This window comes from Chromobacterium sp. IIBBL 290-4 (genome assembly GCF_024207115.1).
Classification (GTDB): domain Bacteria; phylum Pseudomonadota; class Gammaproteobacteria; order Burkholderiales; family Chromobacteriaceae; genus Chromobacterium.
Genome location: NZ_CP100128.1, coordinates 4,294,225 through 4,312,621, shown reverse-complemented (window position 1 = coordinate 4,312,621; position 18,397 = coordinate 4,294,225). Strand labels below are relative to the sequence as shown.

General features: G+C 59.0%; 18 protein-coding genes. 12 read left to right on the top strand and 6 right to left on the bottom strand.

Going from position 1 to position 18,397, the window contains the following annotated elements:
* Positions 1–73: 73 nt before the first annotated feature.
* The 3 genes from NKT35_RS20280 to NKT35_RS20270 form a co-directional block, all read right to left on the bottom strand.
* Entirely contained in the window at positions 74–1,330 is a 1,257-nt protein-coding gene (locus NKT35_RS20280; RefSeq protein WP_254296551.1) for a methyl-accepting chemotaxis protein, read from the bottom strand.
* A 68-nt stretch (positions 1,331–1,398) separates the two neighbouring features.
* A complete protein-coding gene (gene ccoS, locus NKT35_RS20275) occupies positions 1,399–1,575 on the bottom strand; it encodes a cbb3-type cytochrome oxidase assembly protein CcoS (RefSeq protein ID WP_254296549.1) in 177 nt (58 codons plus the stop codon).
* Positions 1,575–4,004 (bottom strand): heavy metal translocating P-type ATPase, encoded by a 2,430-nt coding sequence (locus tag NKT35_RS20270; RefSeq protein WP_254296547.1) that lies wholly within the window; start codon positions 4,002–4,004, stop codon positions 1,575–1,577. Before NKT35_RS20270 ends, ccoS begins: the two co-directional genes overlap by 1 nt.
* A gap of 143 nt (positions 4,005–4,147) precedes the next feature.
* Between NKT35_RS20270 and NKT35_RS20265 the strand changes: the two genes are divergently transcribed.
* Both NKT35_RS20265 and NKT35_RS20260 read left to right on the top strand, forming a co-directional pair.
* Positions 4,148–5,140 (top strand): NAD(P)H-quinone oxidoreductase, encoded by a 993-nt coding sequence (locus NKT35_RS20265; RefSeq protein ID WP_254296546.1) that lies wholly within the window; start codon positions 4,148–4,150, stop codon positions 5,138–5,140.
* 364 nt (positions 5,141–5,504) lie between these two features.
* A complete protein-coding gene (locus NKT35_RS20260) occupies positions 5,505–5,804 on the top strand; it encodes a hypothetical protein (RefSeq protein ID WP_254296544.1) in 300 nt (99 codons plus the stop codon).
* Between the two features lie 247 nt (positions 5,805–6,051).
* On the opposite strand, the gene NKT35_RS20255 is transcribed toward NKT35_RS20260, so the two are convergent.
* The 3 genes from NKT35_RS20255 to NKT35_RS20245 all read right to left on the bottom strand — a co-directional run bounded on the left by NKT35_RS20255 (position 6,052) and on the right by NKT35_RS20245 (position 9,024).
* A complete protein-coding gene (locus NKT35_RS20255) occupies positions 6,052–6,888 on the bottom strand; it encodes an alpha/beta hydrolase (RefSeq protein ID WP_254296542.1) in 837 nt (278 codons plus the stop codon).
* A gap of 162 nt (positions 6,889–7,050) precedes the next feature.
* The gene (locus tag NKT35_RS20250) at positions 7,051–8,148 is read right to left on the bottom strand and encodes a tyrosine-type recombinase/integrase (protein ID WP_254296539.1); all 1,098 of its coding nucleotides are present in this window, start codon (positions 8,146–8,148) and stop codon (positions 7,051–7,053) included.
* Positions 8,149–8,226: 78 nt separating this feature from the next.
* Complete coding sequence (locus NKT35_RS20245) at positions 8,227–9,024, bottom strand: response regulator (RefSeq protein ID WP_254296536.1); 798 nt, start codon at positions 9,022–9,024, stop codon at positions 8,227–8,229.
* Between the two features lie 230 nt (positions 9,025–9,254).
* On the opposite strand from NKT35_RS20245, the gene flgB reads away from it, so the two are divergent.
* The 10 genes from flgB to flgK are packed head-to-tail and all read left to right on the top strand — an operon-like array spanning position 9,255 to position 18,377.
* Positions 9,255–9,668, top strand: coding sequence for a flagellar basal body rod protein FlgB (gene flgB / locus NKT35_RS20240; RefSeq protein ID WP_254296533.1), 414 nt, complete (start codon positions 9,255–9,257; stop codon positions 9,666–9,668).
* 5 nt (positions 9,669–9,673) lie between these two features.
* Positions 9,674–10,084: a flagellar basal body rod protein FlgC gene (gene flgC, locus NKT35_RS20235; RefSeq protein ID WP_254296531.1), complete on the top strand. Its 411-nt coding sequence runs from the start codon at positions 9,674–9,676 to the stop codon at positions 10,082–10,084.
* A gap of 23 nt (positions 10,085–10,107) precedes the next feature.
* Positions 10,108–10,824, top strand: a complete 717-nt coding sequence (locus NKT35_RS20230) for a flagellar hook assembly protein FlgD (RefSeq protein ID WP_254296529.1) — start codon at positions 10,108–10,110, stop codon at positions 10,822–10,824.
* Positions 10,825–10,860: 36 nt separating this feature from the next.
* The gene (gene flgE, locus NKT35_RS20225) at positions 10,861–12,126 is read left to right on the top strand and encodes a flagellar hook protein FlgE (protein ID WP_254296527.1); all 1,266 of its coding nucleotides are present in this window, start codon (positions 10,861–10,863) and stop codon (positions 12,124–12,126) included.
* A gap of 20 nt (positions 12,127–12,146) precedes the next feature.
* Positions 12,147–12,887, top strand: coding sequence for a flagellar basal body rod protein FlgF (locus NKT35_RS20220; RefSeq protein ID WP_254296525.1), 741 nt, complete (start codon positions 12,147–12,149; stop codon positions 12,885–12,887).
* Positions 12,888–12,921: 34 nt separating this feature from the next.
* Positions 12,922–13,704 carry a flagellar basal-body rod protein FlgG gene (flgG, locus tag NKT35_RS20215; protein ID WP_254296523.1) on the top strand — a complete coding sequence of 261 codons (783 nt, stop codon included), beginning with the start codon at positions 12,922–12,924 and terminating at the stop codon, positions 13,702–13,704.
* Between the two features lie 40 nt (positions 13,705–13,744).
* Positions 13,745–14,428: a flagellar basal body L-ring protein FlgH gene (locus tag NKT35_RS20210; RefSeq protein WP_254296521.1), complete on the top strand. Its 684-nt coding sequence runs from the start codon at positions 13,745–13,747 to the stop codon at positions 14,426–14,428.
* Between the two features lie 18 nt (positions 14,429–14,446).
* On the top strand, positions 14,447–15,544 hold the full coding sequence (locus NKT35_RS20205; RefSeq protein ID WP_254296518.1) for a flagellar basal body P-ring protein FlgI: 1,098 nt from the start codon (positions 14,447–14,449) through the stop codon (positions 15,542–15,544).
* Positions 15,545–15,586: 42 nt separating this feature from the next.
* Entirely contained in the window at positions 15,587–16,531 is a 945-nt protein-coding gene (gene flgJ / locus NKT35_RS20200; RefSeq protein WP_254296516.1) for a flagellar assembly peptidoglycan hydrolase FlgJ, read from the top strand.
* A 46-nt stretch (positions 16,532–16,577) separates the two neighbouring features.
* Positions 16,578–18,377 carry a flagellar hook-associated protein FlgK gene (gene flgK / locus NKT35_RS20195; RefSeq protein WP_254296513.1) on the top strand — a complete coding sequence of 600 codons (1,800 nt, stop codon included), beginning with the start codon at positions 16,578–16,580 and terminating at the stop codon, positions 18,375–18,377.
* The last annotated feature ends 20 nt before the right edge of the window (positions 18,378–18,397 follow it).

Here is an 18,397-nt window from a genome sequence, read left to right as displayed (position 1 = left end):
CTGCGCTCAGGCAGGCCAAAGCTGACAGCGCAGGCGCCAGGCAAGGCGGCATGGCGCGTTTGATTGGCGGCGCTTAGAAAAGCTCGATGTCGCCGCTGGCGTCGGTGCCCTTGATGGCGGCAAGCTGCAGTTCCTGGGTGCGGGCGATGTTGCGGCGGCGATCGTTTTCCATCGCGTCGCCGGTTTCGAAGGCGGCCAGGTTTTCCTGCAGCTTATGGCCCAGTTTGCGCAGATCGTCAGGGGAAACCGACAGGATGCGGCTGGAGTCCAGCGCGTCCTGATTCAGCTGGATGAGAATGTCGCCTGAGGATTTGGATGACAGGACGGTGGAGTGCTGCTCGGTGACCGCGGCGGCGATGCCGTGCGAGGCGTGGTTGATCTCGCTCATCGAGCGGGTGATTTTGTCCAGCTGTTCGCGCGAGTGGTCGGCATGGCCAGCGGCGGCATTGGCGCGATGGTGCGATGTCTGCATGGATTCGGAAACCTTGGCGGTGCTGTGCTGCACTTGCTGCATGATGTTCTGGATGTCGCGGGTGGCTTGCTGGGTGTTTTGCGCCAACTTGCGCACCTCGTCGGCCACCACGGCGAAGCCGCGTCCCATCTCGCCGGCGCGGGCGGCCTCAATGGCGGCATTCAGCGCCAGCAAATTGGTTTGATCGGCGATGTCCTGAATATTGCCCAGTATCTGCCCAACCTGGCTGGAGGCGGCGGTCAGCGTGTCGACTTCCTGCACCGAGTGGGTCAGCAGCCTGGCCACCTCGGTGACGCCATCGATCACAGACAAGGTCGCGACGCGGTTTTCCTGCATGTCCTGGTGGGCATGGCTGATGGCGCCGGTGATCTCTTCCAGCCCCTGCTGCAACACGGTTGTCTGCGACATCATGGTGTTGATGGCTTCCAGCAGCACTTTGCCGTGATTGGCTTGCAGCAGGCTTTTTTGCAGCATGGTGCTATAGGTGTCGGTGAGCTCCTGGGCCATCGGCATCAAACGGACCGAAGTGCCGGCGACCACGCAAAAGGCGTCATTGGCGTGGCTCAGCAGCTGATTGAGCTTGGCTACGCTGGGATAGAGCGGGTGTTGTTCCGACAACTGCGGCAAGGGTCGGCTTAGATTGATGGGGTCGCTCATCATCTGATCCAGCTCGGCTTCCAGCCGGCGCAAGGGATGGATCAAAAAATACTGGCGCAGGCATTGATGGCAGATCAGGGCGGCAATGCCGCTGATGGCGCCGCAGGCGAACATCATCCAGGCGGATGCGGGCGCAGCGGCGAACAGCAGCGGCAGCAACAAGCACACGGGAAGCGTCAACAGGAAAATACGCAGTTGCATGGGCATTAGGCTAGGTAATCTTACGTAGCTTAGTTATAGGCTGCTTTGTGTCTGCAAGTACGGCTTTGTCAGTGGGGCGGGTCGTCGTCGAGCGGCGTCCGCGGGGTGTCATCGTCCATCAGAATGCGGTGGGCCGGGCCTTCCATATCGTCGAACTGGCCGGAGCGGGTAGCCCACCAGAAAATGGCGCCGATGACGAAGGCCAGCACCAGGCTGAGCGGAATGAGCAGGTAAAGGCTTTCCATCAAGAATCCCGTTTGATCAGTCGCAAGGCATTGCCTACCACCAGCAGAGAACTGAGCGCCATGCCCAGGCTGGCCAGCCAGGGCGTGACATGGCCGGAAACGGCCAGCGGCAGGGCGACGATATTATACCCCGCCGCCCACAGCAGGTTCTGCCGAATCACCCGCAAGGTGCGGCGGCTCAGGTCGACGGCCTGGCCAATGAGGCCTAGCCGATCGCCTATCAGCACCATGTCGCCGCTGGCGCGGGCCACATCGGTGCCGCCGCCCATGGCGATGGAAACATCCGCGCGCGCCAGCACCGGCGCATCGTTGACGCCATCGCCCACCATCACCACCTTACGGCCCTGCGCCTGCAGCTGCGAAACGAAAGCGAGCTTGTCTTCCGGCGCGGCGCGAGCGCGCCAGTCGTTTATACCCAATTGGGCGGCCAGGCTGGCCACTGCCGCTTCTCCGTCGCCGCTGAGCAGATGGGGGCGGAGTCCGCGCGCGCGCAGTGCCTGGATCAGCTCGGCGGCGTCATCGCGGCAAGCGTCGCCGATGGCGAAGCGGCCTTGGACGCCGCTGGCGTTGGCCAGCCACACCTGGGTGCATTCCGGATGCCAGTGCTCGTCGTCCGCCAACGGCTGATCCAGCCAGTCGCCGATATAGGGCGCGGAGCCCAGGCGCCACTCCTGCCCGCCTATCATGGCCGCCAGGCCGTGGCCGGGCTGGTTGGCGTGCGCTTCGGCCTGCGCAGGCGGCAGGCTTTGGGCGGCTTGTGATATGGCCTGTGCCAAGGGATGTTCGGATCCTTGCTCCAGGGCGGCAGCGAGGGGGAGCGCTTGTTCGCGCGCCAGCCTGCCTTGGTAGGCTATCAGCCGCATCCGGCCATAAGTGAGGGTGCCGGTCTTGTCGAATACCGCGTCGGTCGCCTTGGCCAGCGTTTCCAGCGCGTGGCCGCGAGTGGTGAGCACGCCCAGCGAGGCCAGGTGGCCGGCTGCGGCGGTCAGCGCGGCCGGGGTGGCCAGCGACAGGGCGCAGGGGCAGGAGATGACCAGCACCGCCACCATGATCCACAAGGCGCGGTCGGGCTCGATGAAATGCCAGCCGATATAGCTGGCCGCCGCGGCCAGCAGCAGCAGCGCGACAAACCAGCTGGCGTAGCGGTCCGCCACGCGGGCAAGCCGGGGTTTTTCGGACAGCGCCTGGTCCAGCAGGCGAACGATGCCGGCGAGGCGCGTTGTCTGGCCCGCGTGTTCTACCCTCATGACCAGTGGGCTGGCGGCGTTGACGCTGCCGGCGATGAGCGCGTCGCCCGCCAGTTTGGCGATGGGGCGGCTTTCGCCGGTGAGCAGCGATTCATCGCTGCTGCTTTTGCCCTCCAGCACCACGCCGTCGGCTGGTATGGTTTCGCCCGGCTTGACTAGAACCACGTCGCCGGCGCGCAGGCTGGCGACGGTGGCTTCATGGCTGTCGCGGCTGGCCGGCCAATGCGCCAGGCGATGGCAGAAGGCCGGCACCAGTTTGACCAGGCTTTCGCTGGCGGCGCCGGCCTTGCGGCGGGCGATGCCTTCCAGATAACGGCCGCCGAGCAGCAGGAACACGAACATCGACACCGAGTCGAAATAAATGCCGTGCTCGAATTTATGGATCAGGGCCCAGAAGCTGGCGATAAAGGCGGTGAGAATGCCGATGGTGACAGGCGTGTCCATGCCGACGCGCAGCGTTTTCAGATCGCGCCAGGTATTGCGGTAGAACGGCAGCGCCGAGTAGAGCAGCACCGGCAGCGTGAGGATGAAGCTGGCCCAGTGCAGCAGCCACAGAAAATCCGGCGCGATGTCGCCGTCGGGCGCCAGGTAGACCGGCACCGCGTACATCATCACCTGCATCATCGACAAGCCGGCCACCCACAGCCGGGCCAGCGCTTGCTTGCGTTCTTTTTGTTGCAGCTTTTCCTGGCGCTCCGCGTCGTAAGGATGGGCGCGATAGCCGATAGCCGCCACGGCTTCCAGAATGGCTGACAGCTGGATGCGCTTGTTGTCCCAGCATACCCGCGCGCGCTGGGTGCTGTAATTGATGTCGACGGAAAGCACGCCGGGCAGCTGTCGCAGATGCTGTTCGTTCAGCCAGATGCAGGCGGCGCAGGTGACACCTTCCAGCATCAATGCGGCTTCGCGGCGCTGGCCGTCCTCGGTGTGGACAAAGCTTTGCTGCAATTCGTCCGAGTCGTACAGCTTGATTTGTTCGAGGATGGTGTCCGGCAGCGCCTCGGCACGGGCCGCGCCTTCGGTGCGGTGTTGATAATAGTCGGCCAGGCCGGACTGGATGATGGTGCTGGCCACCGCCTGGCAGCCGGCGCAGCAGGCGGCTTCTTCGCGTTGACGGTAAAGGATGGGGAAATGCGCGCCGGACGGCACCGGCAAGCCGCAATGGAAACAGTTCTCGCTCATGACGTGGGATTGTAATCAATGCAGCCGAGGATTGCTTGATCCAGCGCATGACCGGTTCAATCGCGGACGGTCTGCTGGCGCGTGGCTTGCGATTGCGGGAGAGTGGCCGCATCTGGCGAGTATCAAGCACAAAGGACAAAACTATGACCATGCAAGCGGTGACGCAGCGCGAACCAGGCGGCGTCGATACGATGGAAATCGGCGAGTGGCAGCGACCGCGGCTGGCGCCGGGCAAATTGCTGGTGCGGGTGATGGCGGCCGGCGTCAACCGCGCCGACTTGATGCAGCGCGAGGGGCGCTATCCGCCGCCGCCGGGCGCCAGCCCTTTGATGGGGCTGGAGGCGGCGGGCTGGGTGGAAGAGGCGGCGGAGGGCTCGGCTTTCCAGCCGGGCGATGCCGTATTGGGTTTGGTGGAAGGCGGCGGCTATGCCGAGTACGTCTTGATGGACGAGGTTTTGGCCATTGCCAAGCCTGACGAGCTGTCCTGGGTGGAAGCCGCCAGCCTGCCGGAGGCCTGGATGACGGCCTGGTTCAATCTGGTGGAAAAAGCGGGCGTCAAGTCCGGCGACCAGGTGTTGATCCATGCGGGCGCCAGCGGCGTCGGCGCGGCGGCGATCCGGCTGGCAGCCATGTTGGGCGCGCAAGCCTTCGCCAGCGCCGGCAGCGAGGAAAAGCTGGCATTCTGCCGCGAATTAGGCGCGGCCAGGGTGTTCAACTATCGCGACACGCCGGCCTTTGGCGAGTTGGTGAAGAGCTGGGGCGGCGCCGATGCGGTGCTGGATCCGGTGGGCGCCAGCTATCTGGCGGAAAACCTGCAGGCGCTGAATCCGGATGGCGTGTTGGTGAACATCGGCGTGATGGGCGGCCTCAAGGCAGAACTGGATTTCGGCCGGTTGCTGATGAAGCGGATCAGCCTGGTGGGTTCGACCTTGCGTCCTCAGCCCTTGCAGGTAAAGGCGCGTTTGGCCGCGGCCCTGAGGGATCGCATCTTGCCGGCGATTTTGGACGGACGCATCAAAATCATGGTGGATAGCAGCTATCCATGGGCGCAAGTGGCGGATGCGCATGAGTATGTGGCGGCTAGCCGCAATTTAGGTAAGGTGGTCTTGACGATGTTTTCGCCACAAGTGGGTTGAGGCAGGGGTGAAGCTTTTTGAGTGCCAAGGGGGGGGCTTCGCTTGGCGTCTCGCTGGCCTGGGGTGTGATCCAAGGTTTTGTTTTTATGGATTTTTCAATAAAGCGACATTCGTGTCTGGATTTCTCTGGCAATCAGTCTGTCCCACTTTGCGCGAGGCGCGTTTATGGGATAATGCGCTGATTATGGCAATGATTCTGCAGGTTTTTTTCATGCTTTGACGTTTTTTTGAATGCCAAATTCATTTATGCGTGATTGATGCCAATTGACATGTTAGGCTTTGCTGCCGTGTTGAAATTCGAATTCTGAGCCAGGTTCGTCAGTTATTTGAGTTTGCTTGTTGGAAAAATAAAGGAAATTAAAAAGTGGATATCCATAAAATTGCCAAAGAAGCCGGTATTGACCTGGGGTGCGGCGAGTTTCTGATTTCATCCCAGAGCCTGATCGCTTTAGCGGATCGCATCAGGCAGCAACAGATCAGGAAAGACGCGGAAATTTGCGCGGCCATGCAGATGAATGCGGATGGGGATGAATGGCGAGAGGGTTGGAATGCCGGCAGCACGCAAGCGGGTTTGAATATTGTCAAGCAACTGAAGGCATCGATCGTTGGCCGTGAGGAGCGCGAGTCTCCCTTGGCGGCATTGGCTGCTTCCGAAGCTAGTTGAGCTCTGCGCGCATGAGGCGGCGTTATTGATATTGAATGATCAGCAAATAACTGCGTCTCTCGCGAGGATAGCATGAAATAAGCGCCATTTTCTCAGGCTGCGCTAGGCAGCTGCGATCGGATTTTATTTAGATTCTTTGCGCTGCAATAAGCATTCAATTTGGGATGGGTTTCGAGCCTGTCTGGAATGTATCAACGGCTGACGTGGTTATTTTGCGGCTTGCCGCCGTTTCTTGTTTGGCTTGGGTTTAATCCATGCCGCCCATTTTTCGAATGGCTTGCCTCCACCTCTGCGGCGCCGCGCGGTAACAATGATCGTGATCGCCGCCCTCGATCAATAACTGCTGTTTCGGCGCCTGGCTCAGCCCATATAGGCGCAAACCCAAATCGACGGGGATGACCTCATCCGCGGTGCAGTGGATAAAGAGTTGCGGCATCTTCAAGTCTTCGATTTTGTCCTGAGACAAAAATTTCTGCCGCAGCAGGCTGGCTAGCGGCAGCCAGTTGACGGTCATGGCGCGGCCTACGTCCGCGGCTGATGTGAAGGCGCCGTCTACAATCAAGCCGTCAAGCCGGTTTGCCCGGCCAGCCAGGTCGATTGCGATCGCGCTGCCCATGGAGTGGCCGTACAGCAGGCGTTTGGAAGCTTGCGGCGTCAGCTCGAGAAAATGGAGCCAGCCGAGGCCGGCATCGATATAGACGGAAGTTTCGCTGGGCAATCGCAAGGCGCTTTCGCCATAGCCGCGATAGTCTATGGCCATCACCGAGAAGCCTGCCTGCCGCAAGCTGAGAATGAGGCCGATATCGGTAGACATCGTGCTTTCGTTGCCGTGCAGGTAGAGCACGGCAGGCGCAGAGGCGTTGGCGGCGGGAATCCACCAGACTTGCACGCGCCCCGCCCGAGTGCCGCCGCCCGCCGGCGCGTCTATCCACTGTTCGATGAAGGCGACGCCATAATCTTTCGGCGTGGCGCCGGTTTGCCGGGATGGGTACAGAATCACCAGCCGCTGCGCGACCTGCCAGCCTAGCCAGATCAGCGCCAAGCATGCCAGGCAGTACAATGCTTTGCGTCGAATTTTCTTCATCAAGCGGTTTCATTCCCTTGCTTAATCAACACGTCTGTCGCTTCCGTGAAATGGCTTGCTCACCTAGCAGGGGCGCGGTTCGGTTTTGATGCCGCGCCGCCGATTGCTAGCGTTTTGCGAATTCCCCATGCGGCTGAGGCATCGAGTGCGCTCTTGGTGGTGTCACTTGCCCTCAGCCGCGCGCAGTTGATGTTGTTGGCTGGCTTCGTGGCGGGCATCTTCTTCGCTGTGCAGATACCGCCGTGTCGTTTGGATGCTGGCATGGCGGAGGTTTTGGCTGACCATCAGCAAGGGCACGCCTGCCTCCAGCTGGTGACTGGCCGCGGTATGCCTGAGCCAATGCGTGGTGGCCTGGCGCAAGCGGAGTTTCATGGCCGCGTCTTCTGTTTCCTGCTCGGCGCGAGTGAAAATTTCTTTGCAGATGAGATAGATGGCCTTGTCGCTCAAGGGTTGGGCCAGGTTTTTGGCGCTGGTTCGGCATACTAGCGGCGTGTCGTCTTGCGGAGTCGGCTCAGTTGGCAGGCCTAGGCTGGATCGATAACGCCGCATGGCAGCCATGCATTCGTCCGTGAAAGGAATCTTGGCCGCGACCCCGCCTTTGCCGCAGATGTGCCACCACCAATTGCCATTGCGTTTTACCAAATCGCTGGCGCGAGCCAGCGCCACTTCGCTGCGCCGCGCGCCGGTCAGATACAGCAAGGTAAAAAGCCAGTTCGCCCGCTCGGCTTGCTTTTGCTCGCGCGGCGTGTCGCGAGGCAGGCGGTCCAAGGTGTCCTGGATGTGGCGCCAACTTACGACATCCAGGAAGCGATCCTCATCCAGCCGTGAATGCTGTCTTTTTCCTCGCTTCAGGAGTTTGAAGGGATTGCCGTTGAGGTAGCCGGCATCGTTGAGATAACTGAACATCGCGCCAAGCACCGTCAGGCTGTGTCGAACGCTGGCAGGCGTCAGCGGCTTGCTGAACGGTTTCCAGTCAGGGTGGCTGCGAGGCCTGGCCGGCCCCATCCATTCCTGCTCCGGATAGGGCGAAGCCAGGAACGTCTGGTAGTCCAGCACATCGTTCCGTTTCACCTCCGCCAGCTTTTGTCCGCGCCGGGCAAGCCACATCAACAGCCGTTCCGATTCTTTTCTATAGCTGTTCAGCGTGGCGGGGGCGTCGGCGTGCTCGGCGAGCCAGCTCAGGGCGGCCTGCGCATCGGATCTTGCCTCGATCAGCAAGGCGGGCGATGCGGAGGCGAGGGCTTGGGAGGGGTGAGGCATGATGGTCGGATGGCTGCATGGCGTTTGAAGGGGCGATTTTGACGCGACTTTTCCCTGTGTTCAAGTCAGCGCATCGGCTCAGTATTCGTTAAGCAGTTGACGAATGAGCGCGCGCATCTCTTCCATGTCGAATGGCTTCTTGCAGCAACTGGCCACGCCGCTTTCTTCCAGAATCTCCGGCGCTATGTTTTCCATGTCGCTGGTGATCATCAAAATGGGTGTGCCCTCTTGCAGCCCGCTGGCCCGGACGTGCTTGGCGAAGTCCAGGCCGCTCATATTGGGCATATGGTAATCGGTGATGATCAGCTTGAAGGACTCTTGTTCAAGGTAAGGGATGGCGGCTTCCGCGCTGGCTGCTTCGCAGAAATGCTCGAATCCAAGTTTTTCAAGCACTTGGCGGATGTGGTGGCGAGAGGTGCTGCTGTCGTCGACGATCAGCACGTTCATCAAGGCCATGTCCTCGTCCACTTCGGCGCCCAAGCTGTCGCAGTTGATGAAATTCATTACAGATTGCATAGCCATCTGTAATTCGTCATTGCTAAATGGTTTAGGTAGAATGGCCAGGCTTCCCGCTTGGCGTATGGACTCAAGCCGCTCGGGATGCGTTTCGCTGGAGATCAGGATGAAGGGCAGATCGTATAGGTCGCTACTGTTCCTCAGCGCTTCAACGAGCTCGCTGCCTGTCATGTCCGGCAGGTAGTAGGCGCTGATGACGAGATCGGGGCGTCTTTGCCGGGCGTGTTCAAGCAAGTCATTGCCTGCGGCGTGCTGCTGGACTTGAGTGGCGCCCAGCGCCTCCAGCGATTTGATGATGATCTGGGCTTGAACCGAAGAGGGTTCGGCCAAGGAGATCAGGAGTTGTGGTAGTTCCAGCATGGTCTGGTTCCCGCTTTCCGCTTGTTTGTATTATTGACGCTTTTGGCGAGGTTTTGCCATCGCAACGACAGGAAGCGCCTTGCGCTTGATCAGCCGGGGCGGCAAGATTTGCCGCTTTGGGCCGGTCCTGGCCTTGGCGCGAGAGGCGGGGTCTTTTAAAAATAAGGATTTGAGCTGTTTTTCAGGGGTGGCACGCTTTGTGCTTTATCACCCAGGCAAGGAGATTGCTCATGTTAGACAAGATTGCCCATTATTTCGATTTCCAGCAGCGCGCGCTGAATCTGCAGGCCTATCGCGCCGAGGTGATCGGCAGCAATGTCGCTAATGCGGAAACGCCTTACTACAAGGCGGTGGATTTCGACTTCAAGGCAGCCTTGCAGGCTCAGCAGGACAAACAGGGCCGCTTGCAGCTGGCAACGACGGATGAACACCATCTTGCGAGCCAGGCAGGCGGCGCGGAGGCGGTGCCGCTGATGTATCGGAGCGCCGTGCAGCCCAGCCTGGACGGCAATACGGTGGATATGAACGTGGAACGCGGCGCCTTTGCCGACAATGCTTTGCAATATCAAAGCACGCTGACTTTTCTGACTAAGCGAATAAGCGGTTTGAACACCGCGATTCAGGGCAGCGGCAGCGGGGGTTAAACTAAATGTCTTTGTCTAATTTGTTCAATATTTCCGGCTCGGCGCTGTCCGCCCAGTCCATGCGCCTCAATGTGGTGGCAAGCAATATCGCCAATGCGGAGAGCGCGACCAGTTCGACAGGTCAGCCGTATAAAGGCCGCCATGTGGTGTTCACCGCGACGCCGGTCGATAACGCGCAGCCTAATGTGGCTGGCGTGCGGGTGACCTCCGTGGTGGAGGATCAAAGCCCGCCGCGCTTGAAGTATGAGCCTGGCAATCCGCTTGCGGATGAGAAAGGCTATGTGACCATGCCCAACGTCAACGTGGTGGAGGAAATGGCGGACATGATCGCCGCCTCCCGCGCGTATCAGAACAACGTTGAAATGATGAACACTGCCAAGAATCTGCTGCAGAAAACTCTGCAGTTGGGACAGTAAACAGCAAATGATGGAGAGCCGCCATGGCTTCGGCAACTAATCCCTACAGCGTAGCGAACAATACTTTGGCCACCGGGGCTCAGGCCATTACGGCGGCCAATGGCGGCTCTTCAGGTAACACGGCTAGCGCTACCAGCGCGCAAAGCCTGCAAAACAATTTTCTGACGTTGCTGACGGCGCAGTTGAATGCGCAGGATCCATTGAATCCGATGGACAACTCCCAGTTGACCACCCAGATGGCTCAGATCAGTCAAGTGTCTGGTTTGCAAACGCTGAACCAAACCATGCAGCAGCTGGTGTCGTCGCAGAATGCTTCGCAATCGATGATGGCCGCGGGCATGATAGGCGGGCAGGTTCTGGTGGCGGGGAATACGCTGAACACGCCGGCGGCGGGGCAGACGGTGCAGGCGGGTGTGATGTTGAATGGCCCGGCTTCGGCTTATCAGGTCAATATCGTGAATAAGAACGGCACGGTGGTGGATACGATGAGCGTTTCCAATCCTAGCGCGGGCATGAACACTTTCAAGTGGGATGGCACGGATGGCAAGGGCAACGCGCTGCCAGCTGGTCAATACACCTTCCAGGTACAGGTGGCCCAGGCTAGCTCAGGCGGAACCACGACGGCGACGGCTTATAACAATCAGCAAGTCCAGGCTGTAACCTGGTCTAGCGGCACGCCGATGTTGGTATTGTCTGGGAATCAGACTGTGCCGTTGTCGGCCGTGGCTCAGATGTCTTGATGGATGCTTGCTCGGTTTGAATGAAGGAGTGGTGAGATGGGCTTTGAACAGGGTTTGAGCGGCATTAATGCGGCATCGACGCAGCTGGATTCAATCGGCAACAATGTGGCCAACGCCAATACGGTAGGCTTTAAAAGCTCCCGTACGGAATTCGGCGATCTGTATGGCCAAAGCATTTTCGGCAATGCCGCCAATTCGCCAGGCAATGGCGTTTCCGTGTTGGCGGTAACGGCAAATATGCAGTCCGGCAATACTGAAAACACTGGCCGAAGCCTGGATGTCGCCATTGGCGGCAGCGGCTTCTTTGTGATGAAGCAACCAAGCGGCACCCAGACCTACTCGCGCGATGGCCAGTTCCAGGTGAACAGTCAGGGTTACCTGGTAAATAATTCCGGGGCTTTTGTTCAAGGCTATGGCGTGAATGCGGCGGGCAGCCCGCAGGTTGGGCCGCTGCAGAACCTGCAAATCACCAATACTTCGATCGCTCCGCAGGCAACCACGCAAATGACATGGCCGGTGCAGTTGAACTCCAACTCCACTACGCCGACTGTCTCTCCGGTAAGTCCGACCAATCCGAGCACATATAACTATCCAGCCACGACCACGGTTTATGACACCTTGGGCAACTCCCATCAGATGACGGTATATTATTCGCTCACTACTACCAGCGCGAATGGCAATACCTGGACGGGCGTGCCGTATGTCGATGGCCAGCCGGCAACTGTTGCCGGAGGCGGCAATGGCGGCGGCGGTAATTCAACTTTTACCATGCAGTTCAATACCAGCGGCCAGATCACCGGCACGACGCCGGCAAATATCAGTGTTTCCTTTTCGCCGACCAATGGCTCGGCTGCGCCTGAGACGATTGCGCTGAGTCTTACCGGTTCGACTCAGATTGCGATGTCCAGCCCTGGCAGCAATGGTCCTATTGTGCAGAATGGCGCAGCGCCGGGCACCTTGACCGGGGTGACGATCACTAGCAGCGGCGTGGTGCAGGCCAGCTTTTCCAATAGCCAAACCAAAACCCTGGGGCAGGTGGCTTTGGCGACGTTTGTCAATCCGCAAGGCATGTTGAATCTTGGCGGCAATCAATGGCAGCAGAGCGGTAATTCCGGCACCCCAACCATTAATCAGCCTGGCGCGGGAAATTCCGGCAATTTGATTTCAGGATCGGTTGAAGATTCGAATGTCAATTTGACCAATGAGCTGGTTAATATGATTACCGCCCAGCGCTATTACCAGGCCAATGCGCAAACGATCAAGACCCAGGATACCTTGATCCAGACCTTGTTGAACATCTAACGCTGAGGTCGAGCTGAGCTATGGATCGAGTGCTGTTTTTGGCGATGACAGGCGCCAAGCATGAAATGTGGCAGCAAGCCACCACCGCCAATAACTTGGCCAACGTCAATACCAATGGTTTCAAGGCGGACTTGGCGGCCTATCGCGCTTTGCCCGTGGTGGGCGATGGCGCGCCTACGCGTACCTATGTTGTCGACAACACTATTGGTTTCGATGCCAGCCAGGGCAGTTTGCAGCATACTGGCAACCCTTCTGATTTCGCCTTGGGCTCACCGGGTTTTTTTGCGGTTCAAGGGCCGGATGGCCAAGAGGCTTACACTCGGGACGGCGGCTTTGTGCTGGACCCTAACGGCCTGATGAAAACCCAGGGCGGGTTGACGATTTTGGGCGATGGCGGTCCCATTACCGTGCCGGTAGGATCGCAAGTGCAATTAGGCGCGGATGGCTCGGTCTTGGCCATCCCGCAAAGCGGCAACAATCGCACCCCGCAGCTGGTGGGGCAGATCAAGATGGTGAATCCGGGGCCCAAAGATGTTTACAAGGGTGAAGATCGCTTGTTTCATCCCAATGCGGGCGGTACGCTGCCGGCTAGCGCCGATGTCAAGTTGGTCCCGGAGACGCTGGAGTCGTCCAATGTCAATTCGGTGGAGTCGCTGGTGCAAATGATTTCCCACGGCCGGCAGTATGAATTGAATATCAAAATGATGCAGACCACGCAGCAAAACGATCAACAGGCTGCGCAATTGCTGTCCATGAGTTGATGGCGTCGCTGAAAAAATAAAAAGGTAACTCGCTATGATGCGCGCACTGTATATCGCCAAGACGGGCATGGATGCCAGCCAGTTTCAGCTGGATGTGGTGTCCAACAACTTGGCCAACGTAAACACGATAGGTTTCAAGAAGAATCGCGGCGTGTTTGAGGATTTGTATTATCAGACATTGCGCCAGCCGGGCGGGCAATTGGCCAATGGCAATACCAACCCCACCGGTCTGCAGGTGGGGACTGGCGCGGCGGCGGTGGCGTCAAGCCGCATCTTCACGCAAGGACCTGCCCAACAGACAACGCAGCCCTTGGATCTGCAGATCCAAGGCGATGGTTTTTTCCGCTTGCTGCAGGCGGATGGCACCACGGCCTATTCTCGCAATGGCCAGTTTCAAAGAGATTCGAACGGCAATGTCGTCAATCCGGATGGCTTGCCGCTGAATCCGAACATCAATATCCCCACGACGGCGCAGCAGATCACGGTTTCCGCTGCCGGCGTAGTGCAGTACACCTTGTCGGGCAATCCCGCGCCCCAGACGGCGGGAACGATTTTGTTGACGACCTTCATCAATCCGCAAGGTTTGCAAAGCGTCGGCAGCAATCTGTACTTGCAAACGGCAGCCTCCGGCGATCCTCAGGATGGCAATCCGCAGACGGATGATCGCGGGTCCATACAATCGGGTTTTCTGGAATCTTCCAACGTGAATGTGACGGAAGAGCTTGTCAATATGATCACGGCTCAGCGTTCTTTCGAGATGAACTCCAGGGCGGTGACGACAGCCGATCAGATGCTGCAGAAGTTGAGCAATATGTAATGAGCGGGTCGCCAAGATGGCGGCTCGACGAGGAGGGCGTATGAAAACGAATCTGGTGGTCGCGGTGTCGGCGTTGGCGCTGTTGGGCGGTTGCGCCGTGCAGGAGCCTCCGCTGGTGCAGACGCCCACAACGGCCCGCCCGCAGCCGCGCCCGGTCGCCTTGCCGGCTAACGGGGCGATTTTCCAGGCTGCCAGCTATCGGCCGATGTTCCAGGATGCGATGCCGGTGCAGGTGGGGGATACCGTGCAAATCACCATCCAGGAAAACTCTTCCACTTCGCAGTCCGAGCAGACCACCAATACCCGCTCCTCCTCGCAGACCTCCAACATCACGGCGGGTTTGCAGTTGCCCTTCCTTCCGGGCGGCTTGGCCAGCGGTTTGGGCGGCACCAATTACAATGCGAACGGCTCGGCTAACAATACCGGCAAAGGCAATAGCCAGGTCGCCACCACCTTTATCAGCTCCATTACCGTGACGGTGATTGATGTGCTGGCTAACGGCAATCTGGTGGTGAGCGGAGAGAAGCAGGTGCGCATCAACAGCGATACCGAGTCTATCCGGCTTTCCGGCGTGCTGAATCCGCGCGATATCGGGTCTGATCGCACCGTTTCTTCGCTCAAGCTCTCGGATGCGCGCATCGAGCAGCAAACCAAGGGCAATAATCGCCTGTATAACGAGCCCGGCTGGTTGTCTCGTTTCTTTATGTCGCTGATGCCGATTTGACGGCGGCGAGGACGTAGCATGAAAAAATGGATTGTAATGGCCAGCTTGGTGCTGGCCGCTTTGCCGGCCTGGTCGGCGCAGCGCTTGAAGGATCTGGCCAATATCGGCGGGGTTCGTCCCAATCAGCTGATCGGTTACGGCTTGGTGGTGGGCTTGGACGGCAGCGGCGACAAGGTGACCTCGTCGCCGTTCACCGGGCAGGCGATGATCAATATGCTGAACCAGCTGGGTGTGCAAGTTCCGCCGGGAACCAAGATCGATCCCAAGAATGTGGCCGCAGTCACCTTGACGTCCACGCTCCCGCCTTTCGCCAAGCGCGGGCAGATGGTGGATGTCACGGTTTCGTCGATAGGCGACGCCAAGAGCCTGCGCGGCGGCACTTTGCTGATGTCGCCGCTGAAGGGCGCGGATGGTCAGATTTACGCCATGGCGCAGGGTAATGTGGTGGTCGGCGGCGCCGGCGCCTCCGCGGGCGGGAGTTCTACTCAGATCAATCAGCTCAGCGTGGGGCGCATTCCAGCGGGCGCGACGGTTGAGCGCGAGGTCCAAACGGCCTTGGGCGATGGAGAATTCATCCATCTGGAGTTGCAGGAGGCGGACTTCACCACGGCCAATCGAGCGGTTCAGGCGATCAACAAGACTTTTGGCCCGGATACGGCGCGCGCGGTGGATGGTCGTTTGATTGAGGTTAGAGCGCCGTTTGATAGCAATCAGCGCGTGCAGTTTTTGTCCCGGATGGAAAATATTGCCGTCGATCCGGCAGATGTTTCCCCTCTGGTGATCATTAATGCCCGCACCGGGTCCATTGTGATGAATCAGGCGGTGACGCTGGGCTCCTGCGCGGTGTCGCACGGCAATCTGTCGGTAACCATCAACAACACACCGCAAGTCAGCCAGCCGAATGCCTTGTCGGGAGGCAAGACGACGGTGACCAATCAAGCCGACATCACCATCAACAGCACTAGCGGCAAGGTGGTGGGCCTCAAAGGCGGCGCCAATCTATCCCAGGTGGTCAATGCGCTGAATGCCTTGGGCGCGACGCCCCAAGACCTGATTTCCATCTTGCAGGCCATGAAATCCGCGGGTTCGCTCAAGGCAGATTTGCAGATCATCTAACATGGCACGATTTTTGCTGGTGATGGGTCGAGGAGTTAGGAAATGACCGCGAAATTTCAGGGCCTGCTGCCGGCCGACGCGCTTAGCCGTCAGCTGGCGATCGATCCAGTCAATACGCAAAAGCTGAAAGCCAAGGCGAGTGGCGATCCCAAGGCTGCCGCGCGCGAGGTCGCGTCGCAGTTTGAGGCCCTGTTGATGAACACCATGCTGAAGTCCATGCGGGCGACCAAGTTCGATGAGAGCGAGGAGTCCAATAGCATGGACACCTTTCAGAGCATGTCGGACCAGCAGATGATCCAAGGCATGTGCGCGCGGGGCGGCATGGGTTTGGGTGATATGATTTATCGCCAGATCGCCAAGCAATCCGGCTTTGCCGCAGATGGGGCGGGCGGAGGCGTCGGCTTGGCGTCGCATGGTCCTGCATTGATGGTTCATCCCAATGGGGCGAAAGCTTTGCAGGCCTACGGCGCCGGCCAGCCGACATCTGGGGCGGTCGGGGCGGAGTCTTCGCTGCTTGGCGGAGGTAAAAGCTTTGCCGGCAATTTGTTGCCGCATGCCCGCACCGCCGCTCAGCAGTTGGGGGTGGCGCCGGAGTGCGTCGTGGCGCACGCGGCCCTGGAGAGCGGTTGGGGCAAGCGCGCCATCCGCAATCCGGATGGATCGGATAGCCATAACTTATTCGGCATCAAGGCTGGCGGCGATTGGCAGGGTAAAACCACGACGGTGATGACCACTGAATATGTGGGCGGCGTGGCGCAGAAAAGGCAGGAGACATTCCGCTCATATGGATCATACGCGGAAGCGTTTGCCGACTATGCCAAGGTGCTCAAATCCTCTCCTCGTTACAAGAACGTTCTGAACCAAGGGCAGAACATGTATGGTTTCGCCCAAGGGTTGCAGAGCGGCGGTTATGCAACTGACCCGCGCTACGCGCGCAAGCTGGTGGATGTGGCGGCCAGTTTGGCGCAGCAAGTGGCCAGGACCTGATCAAGGTTTGGCGGGGGCGGTCGATAAAGGTTGAGGGAGCTTAATCATGTCTATCATCGGCGCGGATGTATTTAGTATCGGCTTGAGCGGTTTGAATGCCGCTCAGAATGCCCTATCCATAACCGGCAACAATATATCCAATGTCAATACTGCCGGTTACAATGCCGAGTACATGACGCAGGCATCCCGCACGCCGGTTAACGCGGGTTTTGGCTATCTTGGCCAGGGCGTCGACGCCACCAGTGTGCTGCGTACCTACAACCAGTATTTGACCAGCCAGGTGCAAACCACCCAGGCGGCCAACAGCAACTACTCGACTCAATATCAGCAGTTGCAGCAAATTTCCAATATGATCCAGAACACCACGCAAAGCGTGAGTCCTGCGATCCAGAATTTTTTCAGCGCGATGCAGACGCTGACGCAGCAGCCTAACTCGGTGTCCAGCCGCCAGACCGTTCTGGGCATGGCGCAAAACCTGGCTACGACGATGACGTCGATGAATTCGCAATTGGTGCAGATCCAGCAGGGCGTGAATGGCCAAATTCAGAGCACAGCCCAGAGCATCAATTCGATTGCGCAGCAAATCGCCGCCTTGAATCAGCAAATCGGCGCGGCTACAGGCGGGAACCCTAACGGCTCGCAGCCGAATACGCTGCTGGATCAGCGCGACCAGGCCGTCACGCAGCTGAATCAGCTGGTGGGCGCCTCGGTCTCGAAAAATAGCGATGGGTCTTACAATATCAGCATCGCCGGCGGCCAGCCTTTGGTGGTCGGGACCAGCACTTACGCCCTGCAAACACAGCAAGACCCCAATAATCCGAGCAATTATCTGCTCAATCTTGCCGGCCCCAATAATACGCTTACGCCGCTGCCTGATAATCTGTTCAATGGCGGGCAGCTGACCGGTTTGCTTAATTTCCGCGACGGCCAGTTGTCTCAGACCCAAAATCAATTGGGCTCGCTGGCGATCAACTTTTCCGCGGCGATGAACTACCAGAACTCGGTAGGCATGGACTTGAAGGGCAATGTGGCGACGGGCGCGACAGTGCCGATTTTCCAAGATCTATCCGCGTATGCGAGCAAGCCGCAGTATGCCGCCGGCCAATTCGCCGTGGTGATGTCCGATCCGACTGCCCTGGCGTGCGCTTCCAATCTTGCGCCGACGGGCGGGGCGGGCGGCACAGGCGTCACGATGAGCGGTGTCTGGTCTACGATTCCGGGCAGCGTATCGACCCAGATGAATCAGACGCCGCCTGTGCTGACCACAGCGGCGACGCACCCGTCGATTGGCATGACCAATATGACGATAAGCGCATCCGCCACCAATCCGGTGACTATGACGGCCACCATCGCAGGTGGCTCGGCGGCGGGCGGGCCCTATAATGTAGTGGTCGATCCTAACTTGCCGAATGCCTATAAAATTCAAACCACGGCCAATCCGGCTCAGGATTTAGGCATAGGCTTCCAGCTCTCCGGCAACCCGGCGAATGGCCAGACTTTCACCGTAGGCCAGGCAACCAGCACTGCGCAGTCTGGCGATGGCAATAATTTGCGCCAACTGACTGCCCAGCAGAATATCAATTTGGTTAATGGCCAATCGTATCAAGGCTATTACTCGACCATGGTCGCGTCGGTGGGTAGTACAACTAGTACGGTGAATTTGCAGTATCAGACATCGCAGACAGCCTTGCAGCAAGCGCAAACCAACAACTCCAATGCTTCCGGCGTGAACCTGGACCAAGAGGCGGCGAACTTGATTAAGTATCAGCAGTCTTACCAGGCGTGCAGCAAGGTGATACAGATTGCTCAGAGCACGTTCAGCACCATTCTGAACGCCCTGTCCTGATGCGGCGAAGGAGTTAGAAC

Excerpts from the sequence above, each read along its gene's own strand:
- NKT35_RS20270 (WP_254296547.1), bottom strand. The coding sequence starts at position 4,004 with ATGAGCGAGAACTGTTTCCATTGCGGCTTGCCGGTGCCGTCCGGCGCG.
- ccoS (WP_254296549.1), bottom strand. The coding sequence starts at position 1,575 with ATGGAAAGCCTTTACCTGCTCATTCCGCTCAGCCTGGTGCTGGCCTTC.
- NKT35_RS20230 (WP_254296529.1), top strand. The coding sequence starts at position 10,108 with ATGGCTTCGGCAACTAATCCCTACAGCGTAGCGAACAATACTTTGGCC.
- NKT35_RS20265 (WP_254296546.1), top strand. The coding sequence starts at position 4,148 with ATGACCATGCAAGCGGTGACGCAGCGCGAACCAGGCGGCGTCGATACG.
- flgJ (WP_254296516.1), top strand. The coding sequence starts at position 15,587 with ATGACCGCGAAATTTCAGGGCCTGCTGCCGGCCGACGCGCTTAGCCGT.
- NKT35_RS20250 (WP_254296539.1), bottom strand. The coding sequence starts at position 8,148 with ATGCCTCACCCCTCCCAAGCCCTCGCCTCCGCATCGCCCGCCTTGCTG.
- flgC (WP_254296531.1), top strand. The coding sequence starts at position 9,674 with ATGTCTTTGTCTAATTTGTTCAATATTTCCGGCTCGGCGCTGTCCGCC.
- flgE (WP_254296527.1), top strand. The coding sequence starts at position 10,861 with ATGGGCTTTGAACAGGGTTTGAGCGGCATTAATGCGGCATCGACGCAG.
- NKT35_RS20255 (WP_254296542.1), bottom strand. The coding sequence starts at position 6,888 with ATGAAGAAAATTCGACGCAAAGCATTGTACTGCCTGGCATGCTTGGCG.
- NKT35_RS20280 (WP_254296551.1), bottom strand. The coding sequence starts at position 1,330 with ATGCAACTGCGTATTTTCCTGTTGACGCTTCCCGTGTGCTTGTTGCTG.
- flgG (WP_254296523.1), top strand. The coding sequence starts at position 12,922 with ATGATGCGCGCACTGTATATCGCCAAGACGGGCATGGATGCCAGCCAG.
- NKT35_RS20210 (WP_254296521.1), top strand. The coding sequence starts at position 13,745 with ATGAAAACGAATCTGGTGGTCGCGGTGTCGGCGTTGGCGCTGTTGGGC.
- NKT35_RS20220 (WP_254296525.1), top strand. The coding sequence starts at position 12,147 with ATGGATCGAGTGCTGTTTTTGGCGATGACAGGCGCCAAGCATGAAATG.
- NKT35_RS20245 (WP_254296536.1), bottom strand. The coding sequence starts at position 9,024 with ATGCTGGAACTACCACAACTCCTGATCTCCTTGGCCGAACCCTCTTCG.
- flgK (WP_254296513.1), top strand. The coding sequence starts at position 16,578 with ATGTCTATCATCGGCGCGGATGTATTTAGTATCGGCTTGAGCGGTTTG.
- NKT35_RS20205 (WP_254296518.1), top strand. The coding sequence starts at position 14,447 with ATGAAAAAATGGATTGTAATGGCCAGCTTGGTGCTGGCCGCTTTGCCG.
- flgB (WP_254296533.1), top strand. The coding sequence starts at position 9,255 with ATGTTAGACAAGATTGCCCATTATTTCGATTTCCAGCAGCGCGCGCTG.